Below are 20,976 nucleotides of genomic sequence, written 5' to 3'. Positions count from 1 at the left end.
GGCCCGATGTTTCGTTGGCGCAAACAAGCCGCTGCTCCCGTGCCCGCCGCGCCGCCCGCGGCCGACTCGGTGGAATTCCTGGTGCATCTGGACCGGCGCTATCGCCGCCCCTTGACCAGCTATTTCGAAAAGCGCATCCGCGAAAGCTACGACATCGACGACCTGGTGCAGGAAGTCTTCATCCGCCTGGCGCATCGGCCCAACTTCGAGAACATCGAGTATCTGGAAGGCTATGTCTTCCAGGTGGCCGCCAATGTGATCCGTGACCGCGTGCGGCGCCGGGCCGTCCGGCACGCCTCGGACCACGATCCGTTGGAAAATTGCGAGCTGCCCACTAACGATTTTTCGCCGGAGCGCGTCTTACAAGGAAGGCAGTTGCTCGATCGGGCGCTCGGCTCTTTGCTCGAGCTGCCGGCGCGCACCCGCCACGTATTCGTGTTGCGTCTGTACGAAGGTATGAAACAGGAGGAGATCGCAGCCAGCCTGCAGATCAGTGTCGAGACGGTGCGTTTCCATTTGCGGCGTGCCAAGGAACACATGGCGCGGGGGTTGGAGAAGTGAGCATGGAACCGCTGCACGACGATGCATACGCCGCAGCTGCGGATTGGCACAATCGCCTGGACGAAGACGATTCGGCCCAGACTCACGCCGAATTCGACGCGTGGCTGGCGGCTGATTCGCGCAACAAAGCGGCGTTCGAAGCTGTCGAGCGCACGTGGTCGTCTTTGTCGGCGGCCCGAGTGGACGCGCGCGTCTTGAAGTTGCGCCGTGAGGCCTTGAGCGCCACGCATCGCTTGCGTTTCTTCCGTTTCGCGGCGGCTGCCGCCGTCGTCGGTGTGGCCGTCGCGATCGCGTACGCCGTCAATCCGTTGTTCAAAGCCGATCCCACTGCGCGCCCGGCGACAATCATGGGATCGGCGACTGAAGGCGGCGCGTTCCGCACCGCTGTCGGCGAGCGCTCCAACATTACGCTGTCGGATGGTTCGTCCGTGGTGTTGAACACGAACAGTCGGGTCGAAATCCGTTTCACGCCGGAACAGCGCAACGTTCGCCTGCTCTCGGGCCAGGCATGGTTCCAGGTCGCCAAGAATCCAAACCGGCCGTTCGTGGTGGAGGCAGGCGATCGACGCGTGACTGCGCTCGGCACCGCGTTCGATGTCCGCCTGGGTGCAGGCGATTCGGTGCGGGTCACACTGGCGGAAGGCAAAGTGTCGGTCGAGCCCATCCTGTCGCCGTTGCAACGACTGATCAGCGCGCCGCCCGTCCCACAATTGTTGCTGGCGGGCGAAGCGCTGGTCGTTTCGGAGGACGCACCGGTCGAGAAGGTCAAAGCGGATCTGGCGAAAGTGCAGAGCTGGCGCGAGGGCCAGGTCGTCTTCGACAACGACACATTGGCAACGGCCATCAACGAGATCAATCGTTACTCCTCGACGCGTATCGAGCTCGCCGACCCGGCGCTCGGTCAGCTGCGCGTCAGTGGCGTGTTCAAAGCGGGGCATAGCGAAAGTTTCGTCGAGACCGTCACCGGTCATTACCCCATCCAGGTCGCGAGCCGCGATGACTCGCGCATCCTGCTGACCGCCGCACAGTAATTGTCCTTAACGGTTTTGCATGGGCTTGCGTCTTACTGGTTACACAACACCAGAAAGGGGAGTGGGTTCATGCAGAACAAGGCTGCGGCGCGTCCGCATCTGAAGGCCATAGTTGCTTGCGTGCTGGCCGCCGCAAGCAGCGCCCCGAGTTTGTCGCAGGCAATCGCCGCGACTACCACCGAGCCGCGCACGTTCAACATCGAAGCGCAGGATCTGGGCAGCGCGCTCAAAGCCTTTGCATTCCAGAGCCATCGGGAAATCTTCTTCGCTCCCGAGCTGACGCAGGGCAAGTCGACTCAGGGTGTCGTCGGTCGTTATGAGGATCTGGATGCGCTGAAAAAAATTCTCGCCGATACCGGACTGGGTTACACCGTCACCGATTCCAACGCCATCCTGGTGCGCGACTTGTCGAATGTGACTTCGCGTTCCACGTCCGATGCGTCGAGCGGTCCTGCCGTACGACTCGCTCGCGCAGAAATGATGGCTCAAGCGGAACCGCCTGCCGCTCCCGCTCGCAGCACAACTGCAGCCTCGGGTCCCGGTGGTGCGGCGGATACTTCGGAATCGCTGTATGAAGTGATCGTCACCGCGACCAAGCGGCCCGAGCGTGCCCGCGATATTGCGGGCTCAGTCTCCGCGATGTCGGGTCAGCAGCTCGAAGCCATCGGCGCCCAGAGCTTTCAAGATTATCTGACACGCACGCCGGGCGTGGTTTTCAACGCCGGTCCGTTGGGCGACTCCACCGCCATCATTCGCGGCGTCGGCACATCGGTCGGCAAGGATCAGGGCCAGGGCCCGACGGGTTATTACATCAACGAAATTCCGCTCACCGAGCCGGGATATGCGATTGCCATTCCCGACGTCGATACATTCGACGTGGAGCGCGTGGAAGTGTTGCGCGGTCCGCAGGGCACGTTGTTCGGCTCGTCGGCACTGGGCGGCGCGATCAACTACGTTGCGCGTGAAGCGAGCGCCGACGGCTTCGACGCGGCCGTACAAACATCCACGGGCAGCACGCATCACAGCGACGGCAATCCCAACTATTCCGCGAAGGGCATGCTCAACGTGCCACTCGGCGATTCGTTCGCAATTCGCGGCGTTGCCTACTACCGGCACGAAGCGGGCTATCTCGACAACATCGGCACCGGTCGCAAGGCCAGCAACGAGCAGACCAACAAGGGCGGACGCTTTTCGGCGGTGTGGATGCCGGCCGAAGGCAGCAAGATTTCGCTGTTCAGCCTCTACGACAAGAACCGCACGCCGGACTTCGGCTATCGCTATCCCGAGCTCGGCGAGTTCGTGCGCGAGACGCTGGTGAACGAGCCGGTGGAATACGAACTGCAGCTGCATAGCCTGCGGCTCGATCAGGATCTGGGCTTCGCGACGTTGACCGCGCTGGTCGGCTACAGCGAGAAAGAGCGCAGCCTGACCAACGACTTCACCCCCTTCTACAGCGTGTTTGCGCCGATCGACGAGGACACGCCCGGCGAAGTGCTGTCGAACCCGACGCCGTATCTGGACACCGGCAAGAGCGAAAGCCGCAGCTACGAGCTGCGTCTGGCTTCGCCGAAGGGAGAGAAGTTCGACTACCTGATCGGTGTCATGGGCACGTCCACCGACAAGACCTTCAAGGACTACATCACTTCCGAAGGCTCGTACGAGATTCTGTCCGTGCACCGGGATCCCGCGGACCTGCGCGGCGACATGTTCTATTGGGGCGTCGGCAAAACCGATGGCGAGGAAAAAGCGGTGTTCGGCGAAGCCAACTATCGCTTCGCCGATCGATGGACGCTGACCTTCGGCGGCCGTTGGTTCGATACCGAGGTCAACAGCCGGTCGACTTACTACGGCGTCCTCTATCCCGGTTCGTTGTCGCTGCCGCCCGGCCAGCAGACCGAAGACGGTTTTGCGCCGAAGCTGTCGTTGGCCTGGCGTCGCGATGACGATCTGATGGTGTATGCCCTCGCGTCGAAGGGCTATCGCTTCGGTAATCCGAACACGATCCATCCGCTGGAGGATTTCAACACCCCGAGCGGCTGGAAGACCGATTCGTTGTGGAACTATGAAGTCGGCATCCGCAGCAGTGCGTTCGACCGTCGTTTGCAGACCGATTTCACCGTGTTCCTGATCGACTGGAGCGATCTGCAGGTGCGTCTGTATCGCCCCGACGATTTTACGTACGGGACCAACGCCGGTAAGGCCCGCAACGTCGGTCAGGAGTTCAGCGGCCTGTGGCGCGTGACCGATGCGTTCGACCTGTCGCTGAATGTCACGCACCTGGATGCGCAGCTCACCCAGACGGTGATCAGCGCCGGCAACGAGATCCTGCGCGATGGCCAGCAGCTGCCTGGCTCGTCCGAATGGCAGGTCTCTGCGATGGCGGTGGCACGCTTGCCGTACTCCTGGGAGCCGACGATCACGCTGGCGCATCGCTATCTCTCGGATGCACCGCAATCGCTGCAAACGCCGGAACTGCGCATCAACGGTTACGGTCAGACCGACCTGCGCGTCAGTGCGCAGATCGCCAACGTCGGCTTGACGGCGTTCGTGAACAACGTGACCGACAAACGCGGCGTGACGTTCGGTTACGGCGACTTCGGCCTGGGCGTGCAGGACTTCATCATCCGTCCACGCACCATCGGCCTGATGCTGGACTGGAAGATGCGCTGAGGCTCGTCAGGGCAGCGCGCACTGCGTGTGCGCTGCCCGCGTAATATTTTTCCGTCGCCGGGATCCAAAGACCCACTGCTCGCGTTAGTCCCTCAGCTATTCGATAACGAGCGAGGACGGGGTTCGATTTGAGCGACGCGCAACCGCCTCTGTGGCAGCGCTTGGTGTGGTACGCCTGCGGCGCGCTCGTTTTGCTCTTGCTGCCCGTATTGAAGTACGCCGAGCTGTGGCAAACGCTGCCACGGACGCAAAAGCTTGCGCTCGCGGTGGCGCTCGGTGCGTTTGGCGCCGCCTGCCTGCTATCGCTGTTCATGGACCGGCTCGCCAGCTGGTCAACCGCAGGCAAGGCGCTCATTCGCTCGTTCGCGGTGTTGAGTCTGTTTCTCATCGCGGCCGTGACGGTGTCGATTTCGCTGCCGCGCTTCATGCTGATTCCGTTGGTCGTGGCCATCGCCCTGATCGTGCCGTTGGCGATCAGCCCGCTGGGATTGCGACGCCTGCCGCTGGCTGTCGTTGTTGTCATTGCCGGCATGACGGCCGCGTATTCCTTCGGGCATCTCAATATGTCCGCCCAAGTCGAGCGCACCACGCGTGAGGTCTATTTCTCGACCGCGTTTTATCCGCTGCGCGCGACCATTCGCGAAGGATGGATTCCGGAGCCTGCCACTCGCGGCGGCGGGTTGACCATGATTGGCGATCGCGCGCTGCTCGGCACTGGCGATGGACATTTATATCTAATCGACGCTCCCGGCGCAGACTTCAAAGTGACCGAGCTGCCGACGCAGGTGCCGGCGAATCGCGAGGAGTTCGCCAAGGCGTTCGGCGGATCGGCGCGTCAACCGAAACGGTCGAAAGACTGGCGCGAGGCGGGTCCGCCGCGGGTGCAGACCTGGCGCTTCCGAGTCGCCGATGTGGTTGCCCGGGTCGAAGGCGACCAGGTGCAGTTGTTCGCCTCTCATCATTATTGGAACGCCAAGGACGAATGTTTCGTCGCCAGGGTCTCGGAGCTGACCGCGCCACTGGCGAGTTTCGAGCGCAGCGTTGCCGACGCGAAATGGTCGACGCTCTTCGAGACGACGCCTTGCGTGCCGCTCGAAGGGCCCGATCGCAAGCGAGGTAAGAATCCGTTCCGCGGCGAGGAGATCGGCGGCGAAATGCTGCTGCTGGAGGGCAACAAGCTGTTGCTCACGGTCGGCGATTCGGGCTTCGCCGGTATCGAGTCGAACAAAATATTCGCACAGGATCCGGCGGTCGACTTCGGCAAGACCATCCTGATCGATCTGGCGACGCGCGAGCACCGCATCTTCACGATGGGCCATCGCAATCCCCAAGGCCTCACGCGCGCCCGCGACGGCAAGGTATGGATGACGGAGCACGGCGAGCAGGGCGGCGATGAGCTCAACTTGTTACAAGACCAGGCGAACTACGGCTGGCCCAATGTGACTTACGGCACCGAGTACGGCTCGAACGTGTGGGCGCGCAACCCGCATCAAGGTCGGCATTTGGGCTATCGACAACCGACCATGGCGTGGGTGCCGAGCATCGGCGCCTCTGCCGTCGCAACCGTCGACAGCAAGTTGTTTCCAGTCTGGCAGGACAACCTGCTGGTCGGTTCGCTCGCCAGTCGATCGCTCTACCGACTCGTGCTGGTCGAGGACCGAGTGGTCGTGCAGGAGCCGATCGCTTTCGACAAGCGTGTGCGCGACATCCTGCAGATGCCGGACGGGCGCATCCTGATCTGGAGCGATGACTGGACGCTGACCCTGCTCGAGCCCGCGACCCAACAGAACGGCACCAGCTTGTTCGCGACCCAGTGCCTGGGCTGCCACAGCATCGCCGACGGCATGACCCATCGGCTCGGCCCCGACCTGTTCGGCGTGCTCGGCCGCCGCGTTGGCGATGCCCAGGGCTACGATGAATATTCGGCTGCGATGAAGGCGCAGCAGGGGACTTGGGATGAGGCCCGGCTGGATCGATTTCTGCAGCAGCCGGCCGCTGTCGTGCCCGGGACATCGATGGCTTTCCCGGGGGTGCCGGACGCCCGGCATCGCAAGGCGCTCATCGAGTATTTGAAGCAAAGCGAGCCGATCGACAAGCGGGGCATGGTTTCGGCCCAATAACCCCCTGAAAGACCTGGGCCGTTGAATCTTTACACAAGGGTCGCGTATCTTAGGATGTACGCCCCTTGCTGTGTCTTAAGTCGTGCAACCGCAACTGTACAACTTGACCCAAGAGATCCTGAGGACCGACGTCTCGGGAATGCCCCTGGAGTGGATTGACTACCGGGATGCGGTACGGCTGTACCACACGGAACAGGTGGCATACACCTGTGGGACGCGGCTGTACCGGCTGCTCGGTGGCACCAACGCCCGCTCGGGATTGCAGACCGTGGTGGAAGTGAATTCCATCATTGCCACGATCGGCCATACCCACAATCCCGGCAATCTGCGGCACGACTACACGCCGCCCCTGAACAATCAGACGTTGTTCAAGCGCGACGCGCATTTGTGCATGTATTGCGGGCAGCGTTTTCCGTCCAGCCTGCTGTCGCGGGACCATATCCGGCCGCTCAGCCAGGGTGGGCTGGATTTGTGGACCAATGTAGTGACGGCTTGCCGTCGTTGTAACAACCTGAAGGCGTCGAAGACTCCCGAACAGGCCGGCCTGCAGTTGATCGCCGTGCCGTTCAAGCCGACCTACGCCGAGTACATTTATTTGAAAGGCCGCCGGGTGCTGGCGGACCAGATGGAATATCTGCTGGCGCATTTCCCGCGCTCGAGTCCGTTGCACGCCCGTCTAAAATTGCAGTGTTGAATTCCGATTTCCTGGTTCAGCGTCCGGTGTATCTGATCGATGCATCGGTGTTCGTGTTCCGTGCCTGGCATTCCGTCCCGCTCGACCTGGTCGACCCGGACGGCAACGCCGTCAATGCGTTGCATGGCTTCAGTCGGTTTCTCGGCGAGCTCATCGAGCGCGTGCGCCCCGAGCACATCGCGGTGGCTTTCGACGCCGGGCTGGTCACGTCGTTTCGCAAGCGCCTGTATCCCGCCTACAAGGCCAATCGCGAGCCTGCGCCGGTAGATTTGAAACGTCAGTTCCTGCTGTGCCAGCGGGTCTGCGCCGGCCTGGGCATTGCCTCGTTCGTCAGCGGCGATTACGAGGCCGACGACATCATCGGCACGCTCGCCACGCGCGCCCGCGCCGAAGGTCACAAAGTCGTGATCGTCACGCGCGACAAGGATCTTTCGCAGCTGGTCCGGCCCGGCGACGAGTATTGGGATTACATCAGCGACAAACGCTTCCCTTACGAGCGCATCGCGGATCGTTTCGGCGTGCGCCCCGAGCGCATGGCGTGCTTTCTCGCGCTGATGGGTGACGCCGTCGACAACATCCCCGGCGTGCCCGGCGTCGGTCGCAAGACTGCGTCCACCTTGTTTTATCACTTCGAGTCGCTGAATCATTTGTATAACGACCTGGATCGGGTGTTGAAGATCAAGCTGCGCAACGCCGGGTTCGTCTGCGGCCAGCTGCGCGACTATCGCGAGTCCGCCTTTCTCGCCCGGCAACTCACCGAAATAGCCTGCGATATGCCGCTCGATGTCGAGCTGGCGCAGCTGCGTCGGCGGCCGCCGGATCTGGGCGAGCTCAACAAGCTCTACGACACCGTGGGTTTCGGCCGGCTGTTGCGCAATCAGGCGGAGCGCATCACCGCGCTCAGCTAGCGCATTTCGCGTGCGCTGGGCGCGCGATTTCTGCGGAAAAATCCCTCCAATTCACTCGTTCGAGCCGGCTTTCCGGCCGCATCGTGGCAGCCCCTGCATCAGGAGCTGCCATGCGAGTCGCCACGCTGGTCCTCGGATCCTTGCTGTTGACGCATTCCGTCGAGGCGCAAACCCCCATTTACCGCTGCGCTGGCGGGGCTGGGACTGTTTATTCAGATCGTCCCTGCGCCGCGGACGCCGATCTTCACGAAATCGACGACAGTCGCGTGACTGTGTACACGCCCGCACCGGCAGATAAACAGTTGTCGACAAAGGCGGCGACCAAGCCAATGAAAGCTAAATCGCCCAGGCAGGCGCGGCTGCCCGATCCTGCTGAACATCGACTCACCTGCGCCAAGCTCGAGCAATCCTTGCGTGACGTGCGTACCAAGATGCGTACTGGCTACAGTGCCAAGCAAGGCGAGCGCTTGAAGATGCGACAGCGTCAGCTCGACCAGCGGCGCCGCCTGGAAAAGTGCGGCTGATGAAACTTGCGCTGCTTGTGAGGTAGTACCAGCGGCGCATGTTGTGAGCGCATAATGTCGCCGTACGGAGTCAGCAACAACAGTAATCGGCGGCAAAAGTCAGGGGGTCGTCATGGTTGCGTTTAGTACTCACAGAGGAATGAAACGGATTGCGGCCGGCTTGCTCGCGGCGGCTTGGTTGCTCGCCGCGCCACTGGCGGCGCAGGCTCAGGACACCAAGGCAGTCGACGATTTGATGAGCCAGGCGAACAAGGCCATGCAGAAAGGTCAGCCGCGCGATGCGGAGAACCTGCTGCGGAAGGCGATCGACGCTGCGCCCAATCGATCCGAGCTGTACGCGCTGCGCGCGCGTGCCCGTGACTCTTCCGGCAAGTTCGACGCCGCGCTGGAAGACTGCAACAAGTACATCGAGCTGGAGCCGAACGATGCCTACGGCTACTTGACCCGCTCGCGCGTCTACGTGTCTTTGGACAAGCCAGAGTCGGCGCTGGCCGATGCCACCAAGGCGATCGAGCTGGAGCCCAACGAGCCGGATGGCTATTACCGCCGCTCGGACATCTATCGCGAGATGAACAAGGACGCCGAAGCCAAGGCGGATGAGAAGAAGGCCGAAGAACTCGAGAAACGCTGACCGACTCGAGTATCGGGCGGCCCGTGAAGCGGCCGCCCGATGAAATCTCGGCTCAGCGTGGGGCGTCAGCCACGCGGAACACCGGATACAAGTTGTAACGCTCGTCCCACGACGAGTGTCGCTTATAGAAGAAGTCGAGCCGGGCGTTCGGGTCGGCGGCGAACTTCGGATCTTCCAGGCGGCGCTCGAATTCACGGCGCAGCGCCGGATCCTGCTTCAGCATCTGCTCGGCCACTTCTTCGGCCACGTACGCCTCCATATATTCCTTGCGCTCGAACGCGGCCGCGAAGTAACCCCAGCTCACCAGCGAATCCGGATCGCGGGGTTCCAGCAACACCATCGCCAGCTCGGACTTGGGTTGAGCGATAGGCACGAACAGCGCGCCAGCCGCGATGTCCTGCTTCTCCTTGCTCCAATCGCCCTCGGCCGAGAACAGGCTGCGACCTTCGAAGGTCGAGCTGGCCGGCTGCGCCTTGCTGGCTCGGAACACTTCGACTTCAGCGCCGGTCTGCCCTTGAGCGAGCGTGCGGAACTCGATGCCGTGCAGAGTCAGCTTGTCAGCGACCACGCGTGCATGACTTGCTGGAACCAGATATCCACCGCGCGGTGCGGTCACGGTGATGTCTGGCGTCACTTCATCCCGCAACGGAATGCGCCAGAGCTGCGGACGCTTATCGTTGTAGCGAGTCAACAGAGCGCCGGACACGGCAGAAGGCACGCGCTCGTACTCATAACCGCGAAAGTCGATTGTTTTGACGTGCGGTGTGTTTTTGTAGGTGAGCGCCACGGTCGCGCCGCCCCGGCTCGCGGCTTCCCGGTCGGCCGCCTGTGCCGCTGCCAGCCACTGCTTGCCATCGCGCGCCGCCATTTCCATCAAGGAAATAATGGTGTGATGAGTGATGCGCACGCGCGTCGGGTAGTCCTTCCACGAATGAGTTTCCACCAGCACGCCGAGACGGTTGCGGCTGGCCCAGTACTCCTGTGAGAAGCGCTTCGGGCCGACCGAGACTGCAAAGCCCGTGGACGGATCGTCGTCCTTGATGAACGAAGGATAGAAGTCGACCGGCAGCGAGCCCTTGGCGGCCGCGCGCTTCATCAACTCGTCGCGCAACGCTACGCCGGCCTGGCGAATCGGTTCGCGTCCAGCCAGCGTCGGCGAGACGCTGTAAGAGATGTCGTGCTCGAACTTCGCGCCGTCGGTGACGTGCAGGTCGACATACAGAATCGGATCCCACTCGCCCAACAGACGCAGCATCGCTTGCATCTCGGGCGCATCGGCTTTGACGTAGTCGCGATTCAAGTTGAGGTTCTGCGACGTGACGCGCCAGCCCATTTCTTCCGGGCCGACCTGGTTGGGCCGATTCCACCGACCGAAACGCTCGTGGCCGTCGACGTTGAGCACCGGCACGAACACTAGCGTCGCAGTCTTCAGCGCATCCTTGGCGAGCGAGCCTTCGAGCATCTCGCGCAGGGCGAGGAAGCCTGCGTCTTTGCCATCGATCTCACCGGCATGGATACCGCCCTGCATGAGCACGATCGGGCGCCCGGCGCGACGCGCGGCGGCCGGATCGAGCGTGCCATCGGCGGAAGCGGCCAGCGCCAGCATGGGCCGGCCTTCGGGCGTGCGGCCGAACTCAAAACAGCGCACCTGTTGCGGCCACTGTTGTTGGAAGGCCGGGCACAAGCGTTCGACTTCCTCGTAACGGCCGGTGCGCTTGTTGCCGGATTGTTCGGCGACGGTGCGTAGCGAATTGCCGCTGGGTGCAGCGGCGATAACCTGCGCTATCGAGCAGAGAGCGATGAGTGCAGCGATTTGATGACGAATCATTAACGGACTTCCTGTGCGGCAGGCGCGCAAGGTTACTGTATTGGTAGGTCGGAATCTGTCTCGTTTCTTGCGCCAGTAGCGCTAAAATCAGCGGGCCGGCGGCTCGTGCGGTTCATTGGGCGGTCGGCGGGAGTGCGCCTTGAAACTGAGCAGAGCGAACGGTGATGCAGCGGCGACGCTGCACGAAGTGGGCTGTGTGTTGTTGCAGCCGGACGAGCTGGCTGCGGAATGCCGCGTCAAGCTCGAGGATCTAGGCACACTCGCGCCCAGCTGGAATCGATTGCCTCGCGACGCTTACTTGCGCGATGGCGGGCGCTATCGTTCGCGGCGGCACAGTTGTTTTATTTATGAGCCGGCACAGTCGCTGCAGCTCGTTCCTCATCGCGCGCACTGGCAGCCCACCGAATACAACGCGCTCCACGGTGGCATGGAGCGCTGGTTCGATCCTATGAACGCCGAGGTGTTGCAGGCGCCGGTGTGGAATCAGCTCATCGGCGGGCTGGCCGAGTTGTTCGCTCGAGCGCGGCCTGTGCAGCGTTGGTATATCGAAGCCCATCAGTTTCGCATCGACACTGCCGAAGGCATCGGCCGTCCGACGCCGGAAGGTGCGCATCGCGACGGCGTCGATTATGTCGCTGTGATCTTGGTGAATCGCTTCCATGTGCGCGGCGGTGAGACACGCGTGTTCGAGGCCGAAGGCATTTCGGGCGTGCGCTTCACCATGAGCGCCCCGTGGACGGCGCTGCTGCTGGACGACGCGAAAGTGATTCACGAAACCACACCGATTCAAAACGACGGCCCGGGTGGAGTGCGCGACACGCTGGTTATCACGTTCCGCGAGCGCGGCTTCCAGGCGCCCGGCGCCTGAGCCCGCGTCAGCCCATTACCGTCGAGCACGGCGGGAGCACTGAAAGTACAATGGGGTGTCGCTGATAAAGGTAGCCGCCCATGCCCACGTTCGCCGCCCGCTTGCACCAGAAAATCGTCGAGCACAGCCCGTTGTGTGTCGGCATCGATCCGTCGGCGGCGCTGCTCAAATCCTGCAACCTGCCCGACACGCCGGACGGCGCGTTCGAGTTCGGCAAGCGCGTGCTGGAGGCGGCGGACTATCGCATCTCCCTGCTCAAGCCGCAGTCGGCGTTCTTCGAGCGCTTCGGCAGCGCGGGCCTGAAGGCAGTCGAAGAGCTGACGACGCTGGCGCGCCGTCGCGAAGTGCTGGTGCTGCTCGATGGCAAGCGAGGTGACATCGACACCACCGGCGCGGCTTACGCCGAGGGTTATTTTTCGACGACGACGACTTTGCGGGTCGATGCTGTGACGACGCATGTGTACCTCGGCCTCGCCGCGCTCGATCCGTTTCTCGACATCGCAGTGCGCGCCGAAGGCGGAGTGTTCGTCGTCGTGCGCTCTTCCAATCCCGAAGGGCGCGAGTTGCAAACAGCTCGCATGGCCAAGGGCGAAACCGTTGCTCAAAACTTGTGCCGCGAGATCACGCTGCGCAATCGGAAGCAGGGCGAGGGGCTTCAGTACATTGGCGCGGTCGTCGGCGCGACCTGCGACGATGCCGCCGCCACGGTGGAGGCTTTGCCGCAGTCCTTCATTCTTGCCCCTGGTGTCGGCGCGCAGGGCGCAACCATTCAAGACGTGTTGAAGCGCATGCCTTCGGCGCGCGGACGCGTGCTGCCGAATGTTTCCAGGGCGATCCTGGCGAACGGCGGCGAAGTCTCCGACATCCGCACCACCATTCGCAGCTTGCAAGATCAGTCTCGCGAGCTGTTGTAAGCCGCCATGTCGCTCGCTGCCGCACTGAGTCGCGCGTTAGGGACTGAGGTCGCGGCGGGGTCGGAGCGAAGCGTCGGCGGCGGCTCGATCAACTCCTGTGCGCGCTTCGAAAGCGCGCTCGGTTCGTTGTTCGTCAAGCATGGCGACGCGTCGAGCCTGACAATGTTTCAGGCCGAAGCAGACGGGCTGGCCGAATTGGCGAAGGCGCGCGCTGTGCGTGTTCCCGACGTGCTTACAGTCGGCGAGCGGGATGGGATCGCTTTTCTCGTCCTCGAATGGATCGATCTGCGCGGGGCCGCGTCCAGCAGCGAGAAAAGATTGGGTGAGTTGCTCGCCGCCCAGCATCGTGTGACGCGTGAGAAGTTCGGCTGGCATCGTGACAATACGATCGGCTCGACGCCGCAATCCAATCAAGACGCTGCGGACTGGGTCGAGTTCCTGCGTGAACAGCGCTTGCGGCCGCAGCTGAAGTTGGCCAAGAGCAATGGCGCCGGCGCGGATCTCATCGACTGCGGCGAACGCCTTTGCGAGCGACTCGGCCGCTTCTTCGTCGACTACCGGCCCGCGCCATCGTTGCTTCATGGCGATCTGTGGGGCGGCAACTGGGGTAGCGACCCAACCGGTCAACCGGTGTTATTCGATCCGGCCGTGTATTTCGGCGATCGCGAGGCCGATCTGGCGATGACGCGCTTGTTCGGCGGCTTCGGGACTTCGTTTTATTCGGCGTATCGGAGCGCCTGGCCGCTGGATGCCGGGGCGGCGACGCGAGTCACCCTCTACAACCTGTATCACGTGCTGAATCATTTCAATCTGTTCGGCGGCGGCTATTTGCGGCAGGCGCTGGGAATGACTCAGCGCCTGCTCGCCGAACTGGCCTAGTTCAAACTACCGGCTCAGGTCCTCGCCGGAATCCGCACGCTGCCGCCGACACGCTCGTGCAGGATGTTGCCGCTGCTGTCGGCACGCACCGCGAAGTTGCCGCCGACATCGCTCACGTTGATGTCGCCCGAGCTGTCATTGTCGATCGTGACGTTCTTTTTCACGTCGCGGATGGTGATATCGCCGGAGCTGTCGTTCACGACTTCGGCGTTGCCGGCGACTTTGGCGATGGCGATATCGCCCGAGCTGTCGGTCTTGATGGTCACGTCGCCACGCACGTCTTCGATGTCGATGTTGCCGGAGCTGTCCTCGACTTCGAGATTGCCGACGACGCTGACCACGCGGATCTCGCCCGAGCTGTCGTTGACGATGAGGTTGCCGTTGATGTTCTTGAGCAGCTGATCGCCCGAGCTGTCGTCGACTTTCGCCGCACCGACATCGCTCAACTCCAGGTCGCCGCTGGAGTCGCTGACTTCCAGCTCGGCCTCGCGCGGCACGCTGATATCCAGGTCCAGCGAGGCGTAGCGATTGAAGCTGAACATGTCGCCCATGCCTTCGGCCATCACGACTGTCAAATAGACGATGTCGTTCTCCCGGCGGCTTTCCAGGGCGATTTTGCCGAGCAAGCTTTCGGACGAAGCGCAGGCCCTGCCGGTCGCGGTGACGCCGCCGCTGGCGTCACCGCGAATCTTGAGATCGCCCGCGGCGGCGGATACCACCACTTTCTTGACCGGGCCGTTGAAGTTGGCGGTGCGATCGGAGCTGAACTTGCAATTTTCGGTCTGTGCCCATGCCGACGTGCCGGCGCTGCTGAGTAACACCCACGCCAACAGCTGGGCGGCATACTTGTTCATGTAATGACTTCCTGTGCGAATAAGTAAAGCTGAATGCCCGCACGCACCCAGTCATTTGGATGGAGCAGACGCTCCGCGGGTTGCAGGGGCTCATCCCTGGGCCTGCAGAGGGGAAGCAAAGATAGGGGCGGATCAGCCCGTTTGCAAAACTTTGCGCAGAGCGGTCGCCAGCAGCCGGCGCTGCAGGGCCTGCGACAGGGAGTCGGCTTGCGCCAGGCCCATCCGTGCGAGATGCGGCTGAATGGCGGGCGTCGGTGCGCCATTTAACAGTGCATCGAGCAAGGTACGCATCCGGCCCGGCCAGGATTGTGTCGAGGCTTGCAAGGAGCGCAGGGCTTTCGACAGCACGAGCTCGTCGGCGGTGAAGTCCGTGCCGAACGGCAATTCGGCAAACAGACCCTGCTCACGCCACGGTGCAAATTTCTTGGCCAGTTGTTGTGGTGTATTGGCGCGGGCTGCGTCTGGAATGCGCCAATCTTTCGGCAATTTGCCGGCGCGCTGCGCGTCCGCAACGAATGCTCCGTGAAAGCGGGCGTCCATGATGCCGACGAGTGCTTCGACAATTTCTCGGTCGGTGCGGCCACGCAGATCGGCGATGCCGTATTCGGTGACGACGATGTCGCGCAGATGGCGAGGCACGGTGCAATGGCCGTAGCTCCAAACGATGTTGGATGAAGTAACGCCATCGGCAGTGCGCGTCGAGCGCAGACAAAGAATGGACCGTGCTTCCGGCAGCGCGTGCGCCATCGCGACGAAGTTATATTGACCGCCGACGCCGCTGACGACGCGACCGTCGCTCAATCCATCGGATACGGCGGCGCCCAAACCGGTGACCATCATCGTCGTGTTCACGAAGCGCGCATAGCGGCGCTGTGCGCATTTCAATTCCCACTCATGCCCATAAAGCTCGTTGACGAAGCTGATGCCGCGCATGGCGAACATCTTGCGCTGAACGGCCGGCAGCTCGCGCAGCCCGGTGTAGAAACCTTTTGGCCCGAAGAAGAAGCCTGCGTCGGCGAGCACGCCGTTGCGCAACGTTTCGCCCAGACAGTACTGCGCGATCTGCGCGCGCTGTTCAGGATCTGAGAACGTCGCCCGCAATTGCTGGCCATCCGGCGTGATGAGCACGCCGCGATCGTATTCAACGTCGTCGCGGAACAAGCCGACTTCGCGAAACTCCTGGAAGTCGGCGAACGACATGCGGCTCATGCCGGCTTCGACCAGTGCATCGAGCGTGTGCAGGCTGACGCGCTCATCGATGTGTCCGTCGTCGATGAGTCGTTGCAGTTTCGCGCTCGGATAAACGCGGCGTTTCAGGATGCCGCTGCGATAGAGATCGAGGAAGCCGTCGGCGAGCATCTCAGTGCAGCCGTACAGACCGCGCTCGAACGGTGCTGTGCCGCCTTCGGATTCGATGAGTCGGCGATGTCGGGCGAGCATGCCGGTCGACTCCAGCACTTCTCGATAGAGCGCCGGCTGCTTCTGGCGCAGCTGCAAGGCGTAGCAAATGCCGTCGCCCAGTTCGCCGATGCCGAGCTGCAGCGTGCCGCCATCGCGAATCAGCGTGCTGACGTTCAACGCAATCGCATGCTCGGTCGGCGGGATCGGCATGTTCGGCGGACTGAACAACGTCGTGCCTGGATCCTGCACCAGGAAATCGAACGTATCGGCGGTGACCAGCGCGTCGCCATACATGAACGGCAGATCGCGATGCACCTGGCCGATCAACGCAAACGGTTTGCTACTGCCGGCGGCGCGCCTCGCCGCAATCAGCGGCAGCAAGTCGGCGGTCATGTCCGCATTGGACCCCAGGCTCAACAAGCCCGGTGCTTCGTCGGCGGGTGGAGCGGCGACGAGCTGAGCGATCACATTGAGACCACGGCGCAACGCGTCGCGCGCGACGTGCGTGTAGTTGCTGCTCAGATAGTGCTGCTGCAGGTGTTCGTTGCGCAGCCAGGCGCCGGGTTCCATGTAGAACTCCAGCACTTCGATGTTCGCCGGCAGCTGCTGCCGCTCGATGAGGCGCAGGTACTCCAGCTCCGGATAATTTCCGAACACACGGCGGGTGAACGGCTCGATGAAACGCCGTTCCAGGTCGCTGCGACCGCGCGGCACGCGCAGTGACAGAGCTGTGACTATGGTCAGTCTGACGTTGGGATCGGCAACGGCGCGCGCCACGAAGGCATTGACCAGCGTGTTCGGCTTGCCGATCGCAACGGGCAAGCCCAGCACCACGTGCTTACCGACGCGGTTGAGGGTGGCCTCCACGCATTCGTCGGGGGCCATGAATCGAAGCGGTGCCGCTGCGGTCATCGTTGTTGGCAGTTACTCGTGCCGCGGCGTGGCGGATCCGGATTGGGTCATGAAGTGCCTTTCAGGCGCAACGCGAAGCGCACCTGGACGTCATTGCCGACCTGCGAGGTGTCTTTCCAGTCGCCCTGGCCGACGCCGAAATCCAGACGTTTGATTTTCGCCGTGCCCTTCAGCCAGGCCTCGCCGCCCTTGTTCTCGAACGTGAAATCGATGGGCACGTCCTTGGTCACATTGCGCAGCGTGAGCTTGCCGGTGGCGGAATATTTGTTGCTGCCTTTGTCCGTGAACCTGTCGGCGACATAGCGCGCAGTCGGAAAGCGTTTGACGTCGAACAGATCGGCGCTCTTGATGGCGTCGTCGCGCTCGCCGTCCTGTGTGTTCACGGACGCCGTGTCGATCTTCACGTCGAAACGGCTCGCGGCGAGATCCTTGGGGTCGAAGGCGATGTCCGCGGTGAACTTGTCGAAGCCGCCTTCGAACTGCGCGCCGGCCTGCTCGCCGACGAAAGTCAGTTTGCTTTCCTTGGGCTGCATGCTCCATTGGGCAGCGGCCAGCGCCACGACGGCAGCCAGGCTGGCGAGGCAGCCGACGACCAGCCGGCCGGCGAGACGATGCGAAGATTTCGACGACATCATGATCGGTCCTGTTTCAGTTTGACGGGCAGCATGCGGCGAAGCACGTTGTCCTTGTCGATGAAGTGATGCTTGAGCGCCGCCGCGACGTGCAGCAGCGCCAGCCAGAACAGCGTTCCCGCGAGCAGTTCGTGAGTCTCGTGAAGAAATTCATAAGCCGGGCGGTTGGGTTCGATGAAATCCGGCAAGGTCACCAGTCCGAACCAGCTGACAGGGAAGTTGCGGGCCGATGACATCAGCCAGCCGACGACCGGCGTGACCAGCAACAGCGCGTACAGGCCAATGTGCGATACGCGGGCCGCGATCCTCTGCCATTGCGGAATGTCGAGCGGCTCGGCGGGCACGGGATTGAACCAGCGCCAGATCAGGCGCAGCAGCGCCAGGCCGAGAATGGTGATGCCGAAGGATTTGTGCTGGGCCAGGACCGCGATTTTCGCCGTGCCGAGCGGCAGGTCGTCGGCCCGGTTGGCCAGGATGAACTGCACTATGATCAGGACGACGATGGTCCAGTGAAATAACTGTGCGACGACGCCGTAGCGAGATTCGTCGTTCTTCAGTTGCATCACTCGTTCGATCCGCAGGTACTTAAGAGACGACAGTGTAAGCGATTATTCGTCCGGGAACCCGCACCTGGGGTCACTCGGGGACAGGTCGCTGCAAATCTGACATATACGGGATCGCCCGATGCCACCCATCACACGTGCAATCAAACCAGCTCGCATCGGTGCAATGCTGCTGCTGTGTCTCGGACTTGTCGCTTGTCCGCGACCGGTGCGGCCGCCTGCGCCAGCGCCCGAAGTACCGCCCCAGCCAGCCCCAACGCAGCCCGCACCGACGCCCGGCGAGGCTGGCGCGACGCTTTACCAGATCGATCCGCAGGCGTCCGTTCTGCACATCTTCGTGTATCGCGGCGGCACCTTCGCGCGGCTGGGCCACAACCATGTGATGACCAGCAAATCGGTGCATGGCCGTGTCTGGATGCGTACCCCATTCCCGGCCTCGGGTTTCGAGCTGTCGTTTCCGGTGGCGGACCTGATCGTCGATGACGCGGACGCCAGGCGCGCCGCCGGTGCGGACTTCCCGACGGACATTCCCGCCGCCGACAAGGAGGGAACGCGCAAGAACATGCTGCGCAAGGAAGTACTCGACGCCGAGAGCTATCCGAATGTCACTGTGAAGTCCGCGACCGTCGCCGGCTCTTTGCAAGCTCCAAAGATCACCGCGCGCATCACCATCAAGGACGCGAGTCGCGACGTGGTCGTGCCAACCAATATCGTGGTGAACGGCGACCGCCTGACGGCCAGCGGTGAGTTCGATATCTTGCAGACGGACTTCGGCATGAAGCCCTTCAGCGTGGCGCTGGGGGCTTTGGAAGTGCAGGACCGGTTGCGCGTGCGCTTCAACCTGGTGGCGGCGAAACGCTGAAGAACGGCGGAGCCGGGCGGCTCCGCCGTGACTCGAGCTCAGTGTTTGCCGAGCAGTTCGTCGGCGAGATCTTTCGCGCCGTACACGTCTTTGAGCGCAGTGATCATGATCGCGGGATGAACCGCGACCGTGCGGTTCACCTCGCCGTTGTACCAGAAGCTGCCAGCGATGGAGTGGATGTTGCCGTCGAACGCGAGGCCGACCAAACGACCCTGCGCGTCCACCAGCGGGCTGCCGGAATTGCCGCCGACGATGTCATTGGTCGTGACGAAACAGAATGGCGTGTTCATGTCGAGCCGGTCGCGCGCATCCAGCCACACCTGCGGCAGTCGGAACGGATCTTTGCCGGTGGTGCGCTCGAACAACCGTGACAGCCGGGTGTACGGCTCCACCTTCTCGCCTTTTTCCACCCAGCCATCGACCGCGCCATAGCTCAGTCGCAGCGTGAAGGTCGCATCCGGATACGTGTTCGTGCCGAGCACCGCGAAGCGTGCTTTGGCGATGCGCTCTTGCGCGGACGCCACCGGCGCTTGCACTTCGTCTTCGTAAATCTTGCGAACGGCGCGCGCTTCGCCATCGATGTCACGAGCCAGCACGATCATCGGATCGTTCGAGCTTTGGATGGCCGCCGTGCCGCCTTCCCACAACGCTTTGCGAACCGCCGGATCGGCAAGCTTGCTCTCGGTGATCAGTTTCTCCGCGAGCGACTGGGGCGACTCGGTGCTCAGCAGTTTGCGAACGATGGAATTGTCCGGCCCCAGTGCTTCGCGCAGCTTGTCGAGCGAGAACGACAGCGTGACCTGCTCGAAGTCGGGATAGACCGGTGTGGTCGCCAGCAGACTCGATTGGATCTTCGGCAGATTGGAGTCGGCGTACTCACGCAGGCGTTGCTCGTTGGGCTTGCTGCGCTCGGCGGCGCTGCGCACCAGTTGCCGGGCATACGAAAAGAGCTTGCTGTTGAATCCGGCGCCGGCTTCCAGATAGAGATAACGATCGTAGATCTGGCGATAGCGCTCCTGCGCGTTGGCCGCGTCGTTCCATGCATCGCCAACCGCAGCCGACAGCTTTTCATCCGACTTCACACGTTCGCGCAGTTCGCGCTCCTGCGAGGTCTTGCGCGCAAATAAACTGTCGTCGAGCAGCGCGGTCTGGAAGCCACGATAAACCTTCAGCGAGTTCTCGATGCTTTGCAGATAGTCACTGGAGATGCGCGCCGGCTCATCGCCGGTCTTGCCCCATTGAATCACCCGGCCGCGCAATTCGGAGTTGCGAATGAGATAGGAGGGAACGGAGGTGTCGCGCTGGAAGCGCAGCTGTTCCACCGTGAGCAGGCGGCTGGTGCTGCCGGGATGGCCCGTGACAAACGTCGCTTCGCCGACTTGCGGGCCTTCGACCCGCCAGCTCAGATGATTCGGCGAATGGATCGGCTTGCCTTTGTCATAGACCCGGAACAGGCTGAAATCCAGGCTCCAGCGCGGGAAGTTGAAATTGTCCGGGTCGCCGCCGAAGGCCGCGATCGCATGATGAGGAGCGAACGCCAGCCGTACGTCGTCATAGCGACGATACTTGTACAGATAATATTGGCCGCCCTGATACAGCGTCACCGACTCGCAGGCCAGCGGTCCGCCGCGGCTCTTTTCGGAGTTCTTGGTGCACGCGGCTTCGAGCTTGCTCAGCTCCTGCTTGCGCGCCTGGTTCGCTTGGGCGTCCTTCATGCCGGCAGTGGCGGCAGCGACCTTCGCCGTGACGTTTTCCATCTCCACCAGCACGGACAAGATTTGCGTCGGGCATTTCTTCTCGGCGCTGCGCGTCGTGGCGTTGAAGCCGTCGTCTACATAGTTCGCGCTCTCGCTGGAAATCTCGGCGAGGCATGGCATGGCGCAGTGATGATTGGTGAGCACCAGGCCGTCCGGCGATACGAACGAGCCCGTGCAGCCGCTTTCGAAGCGCGTGATGGAGCGCTGCAACTTGTCCAGCCACGGCTTGTCGAGTGTGGTGTTGTATTTCTTCTGGATTGCGGCCTGCGGAATATTGTCGAAAGTCCACATGCCTTCATCGGCGATGGCCGCGGTGGCGAGCAGCGCCAGACAGGCGGCGGCGAGAGTCCGGAACATCGAATTCTCC

Annotated in this window: 18 protein-coding genes; 12 read left to right on the top strand and 6 right to left on the bottom strand. The window is 62.5% G+C overall.

The genetic code is table 11. The features are described 5' to 3' along the window. The first annotated feature begins 6 nt into the window (after positions 1 to 6). From GYH35_RS20880 to GYH35_RS20845, 8 genes are all read left to right on the top strand, one after another. Positions 7 to 561 carry an RNA polymerase sigma factor gene (locus tag GYH35_RS20880; RefSeq protein WP_161812619.1) on the top strand — a complete coding sequence of 185 codons (555 nt, stop codon included), beginning with the start codon at positions 7 to 9 and terminating at the stop codon, positions 559 to 561. 2 nt (positions 562 to 563) lie between these two features. Beyond that, entirely contained in the window at positions 564 to 1,592 is a 1,029-nt protein-coding gene (locus tag GYH35_RS20875; protein WP_161829394.1) for a FecR family protein, read from the top strand. 69 nt (positions 1,593 to 1,661) lie between these two features. After that, positions 1,662 to 4,262, top strand: a complete 2,601-nt coding sequence (locus tag GYH35_RS20870; RefSeq protein ID WP_161829392.1) for a TonB-dependent receptor domain-containing protein — start codon at positions 1,662 to 1,664, stop codon at positions 4,260 to 4,262. 128 nt (positions 4,263 to 4,390) lie between these two features. Further along, positions 4,391 to 6,382, top strand: a complete 1,992-nt coding sequence (locus GYH35_RS20865) for a PQQ-dependent sugar dehydrogenase (RefSeq protein ID WP_161829391.1) — start codon at positions 4,391 to 4,393, stop codon at positions 6,380 to 6,382. Positions 6,383 to 6,521: 139 nt separating this feature from the next. After that, positions 6,522 to 7,076, top strand: a complete 555-nt coding sequence (locus tag GYH35_RS20860) for an HNH endonuclease (protein WP_161813487.1) — start codon at positions 6,522 to 6,524, stop codon at positions 7,074 to 7,076. Then, positions 7,070 to 7,984 (top strand): 5'-3' exonuclease, encoded by a 915-nt coding sequence (locus tag GYH35_RS20855; protein WP_202624453.1) that lies wholly within the window; start codon positions 7,070 to 7,072, stop codon positions 7,982 to 7,984. Before GYH35_RS20860 ends, GYH35_RS20855 begins: the two co-directional genes overlap by 7 nt. Before the next feature lie 146 nt (positions 7,985 to 8,130). Beyond that, entirely contained in the window at positions 8,131 to 8,508 is a 378-nt protein-coding gene (locus GYH35_RS20850; RefSeq protein ID WP_161829389.1) for a hypothetical protein, read from the top strand. A gap of 139 nt (positions 8,509 to 8,647) precedes the next feature. Then, a complete protein-coding gene (locus GYH35_RS20845) occupies positions 8,648 to 9,139 on the top strand; it encodes a tetratricopeptide repeat protein (RefSeq protein ID WP_161812624.1) in 492 nt (163 codons plus the stop codon). A 52-nt stretch (positions 9,140 to 9,191) separates the two neighbouring features. Here GYH35_RS20845 and GYH35_RS20840 read toward each other — a convergent pair whose 3' ends face one another. After that, the gene (locus GYH35_RS20840) at positions 9,192 to 10,967 is read right to left on the bottom strand and encodes a M14 family metallopeptidase (RefSeq protein ID WP_161829388.1); all 1,776 of its coding nucleotides are present in this window, start codon (positions 10,965 to 10,967) and stop codon (positions 9,192 to 9,194) included. Between the two features lie 139 nt (positions 10,968 to 11,106). Between GYH35_RS20840 and GYH35_RS20835 the strand changes: the two genes are divergently transcribed. The 3 genes from GYH35_RS20835 to GYH35_RS20825 all read left to right on the top strand — a co-directional run bounded on the left by GYH35_RS20835 (position 11,107) and on the right by GYH35_RS20825 (position 13,628). Then, positions 11,107 to 11,835, top strand: a complete 729-nt coding sequence (locus GYH35_RS20835; protein WP_161812626.1) for a 2OG-Fe dioxygenase family protein — start codon at positions 11,107 to 11,109, stop codon at positions 11,833 to 11,835. An 80-nt stretch (positions 11,836 to 11,915) separates the two neighbouring features. After that, on the top strand, positions 11,916 to 12,749 hold the full coding sequence (gene pyrF, locus GYH35_RS20830; protein WP_161829387.1) for an orotidine-5'-phosphate decarboxylase: 834 nt from the start codon (positions 11,916 to 11,918) through the stop codon (positions 12,747 to 12,749). Positions 12,750 to 12,755: 6 nt separating this feature from the next. Continuing rightward, a complete protein-coding gene (locus tag GYH35_RS20825) occupies positions 12,756 to 13,628 on the top strand; it encodes a fructosamine kinase family protein (protein ID WP_161829386.1) in 873 nt (290 codons plus the stop codon). Positions 13,629 to 13,642: 14 nt separating this feature from the next. Here GYH35_RS20825 and GYH35_RS20820 read toward each other — a convergent pair whose 3' ends face one another. The 4 genes from GYH35_RS20820 to GYH35_RS20805 form a co-directional block, all read right to left on the bottom strand. Beyond that, complete coding sequence (locus GYH35_RS20820; protein WP_161829385.1) at positions 13,643 to 14,482, bottom strand: DUF4097 family beta strand repeat-containing protein; 840 nt, start codon at positions 14,480 to 14,482, stop codon at positions 13,643 to 13,645. A gap of 132 nt (positions 14,483 to 14,614) precedes the next feature. Then, on the bottom strand, positions 14,615 to 16,768 hold the full coding sequence (locus tag GYH35_RS20815) for an acetyl-CoA hydrolase/transferase C-terminal domain-containing protein (RefSeq protein ID WP_161829384.1): 2,154 nt from the start codon (positions 16,766 to 16,768) through the stop codon (positions 14,615 to 14,617). Positions 16,769 to 16,842: 74 nt separating this feature from the next. After that, on the bottom strand, positions 16,843 to 17,430 hold the full coding sequence (locus tag GYH35_RS20810) for a YceI family protein (RefSeq protein WP_161829383.1): 588 nt from the start codon (positions 17,428 to 17,430) through the stop codon (positions 16,843 to 16,845). Then, positions 17,427 to 17,990: a cytochrome b gene (locus tag GYH35_RS20805; RefSeq protein WP_161829382.1), complete on the bottom strand. Its 564-nt coding sequence runs from the start codon at positions 17,988 to 17,990 to the stop codon at positions 17,427 to 17,429. Before GYH35_RS20805 ends, GYH35_RS20810 begins: the two co-directional genes overlap by 4 nt. A gap of 121 nt (positions 17,991 to 18,111) precedes the next feature. Here GYH35_RS20805 and GYH35_RS20800 point away from each other — a divergent pair, with 121 nt between their 5' ends. Then, positions 18,112 to 18,852 (top strand): YceI family protein, encoded by a 741-nt coding sequence (locus tag GYH35_RS20800; protein ID WP_161829381.1) that lies wholly within the window; start codon positions 18,112 to 18,114, stop codon positions 18,850 to 18,852. Between the two features lie 38 nt (positions 18,853 to 18,890). On the opposite strand, the gene GYH35_RS20795 is transcribed toward GYH35_RS20800, so the two are convergent. Beyond that, on the bottom strand, positions 18,891 to 20,966 hold the full coding sequence (locus GYH35_RS20795; RefSeq protein ID WP_161829380.1) for a S46 family peptidase: 2,076 nt from the start codon (positions 20,964 to 20,966) through the stop codon (positions 18,891 to 18,893). Positions 20,967 to 20,976: the final 10 nt, after the last annotated feature.

Source organism: Steroidobacter agaridevorans, assembly GCF_009932555.1.
Taxonomy (GTDB): domain Bacteria; phylum Pseudomonadota; class Gammaproteobacteria; order Steroidobacterales; family Steroidobacteraceae; genus Steroidobacter; species Steroidobacter agaridevorans.
This window is presented reverse-complemented; position numbering and strand designations above follow the sequence as displayed.

Coding starts and splice junctions, on each gene's coding strand:
- GYH35_RS20825 (WP_161829386.1), top strand. CDS start 12,756: ATGTCGCTCGCTGCCGCACTGAGTCGCGCGTTAGGGACTGAGGTCGCG.
- GYH35_RS20810 (WP_161829383.1), bottom strand. CDS start 17,430: ATGATGTCGTCGAAATCTTCGCATCGTCTCGCCGGCCGGCTGGTCGTC.
- GYH35_RS20795 (WP_161829380.1), bottom strand. CDS start 20,966: ATGTTCCGGACTCTCGCCGCCGCCTGTCTGGCGCTGCTCGCCACCGCG.
- GYH35_RS20840 (WP_161829388.1), bottom strand. CDS start 10,967: ATGATTCGTCATCAAATCGCTGCACTCATCGCTCTCTGCTCGATAGCG.
- GYH35_RS20870 (WP_161829392.1), top strand. CDS start 1,662: ATGCAGAACAAGGCTGCGGCGCGTCCGCATCTGAAGGCCATAGTTGCT.
- GYH35_RS20800 (WP_161829381.1), top strand. CDS start 18,112: ATGCCACCCATCACACGTGCAATCAAACCAGCTCGCATCGGTGCAATG.
- GYH35_RS20845 (WP_161812624.1), top strand. CDS start 8,648: ATGAAACGGATTGCGGCCGGCTTGCTCGCGGCGGCTTGGTTGCTCGCC.
- GYH35_RS20875 (WP_161829394.1), top strand. CDS start 564: ATGGAACCGCTGCACGACGATGCATACGCCGCAGCTGCGGATTGGCAC.
- GYH35_RS20815 (WP_161829384.1), bottom strand. CDS start 16,768: ATGGCCCCCGACGAATGCGTGGAGGCCACCCTCAACCGCGTCGGTAAG.
- GYH35_RS20820 (WP_161829385.1), bottom strand. CDS start 14,482: ATGAACAAGTATGCCGCCCAGCTGTTGGCGTGGGTGTTACTCAGCAGC.
- GYH35_RS20860 (WP_161813487.1), top strand. CDS start 6,522: ATGCCCCTGGAGTGGATTGACTACCGGGATGCGGTACGGCTGTACCAC.
- GYH35_RS20805 (WP_161829382.1), bottom strand. CDS start 17,990: ATGCAACTGAAGAACGACGAATCTCGCTACGGCGTCGTCGCACAGTTA.
- GYH35_RS20880 (WP_161812619.1), top strand. CDS start 7: ATGTTTCGTTGGCGCAAACAAGCCGCTGCTCCCGTGCCCGCCGCGCCG.
- pyrF (WP_161829387.1), top strand. CDS start 11,916: ATGCCCACGTTCGCCGCCCGCTTGCACCAGAAAATCGTCGAGCACAGC.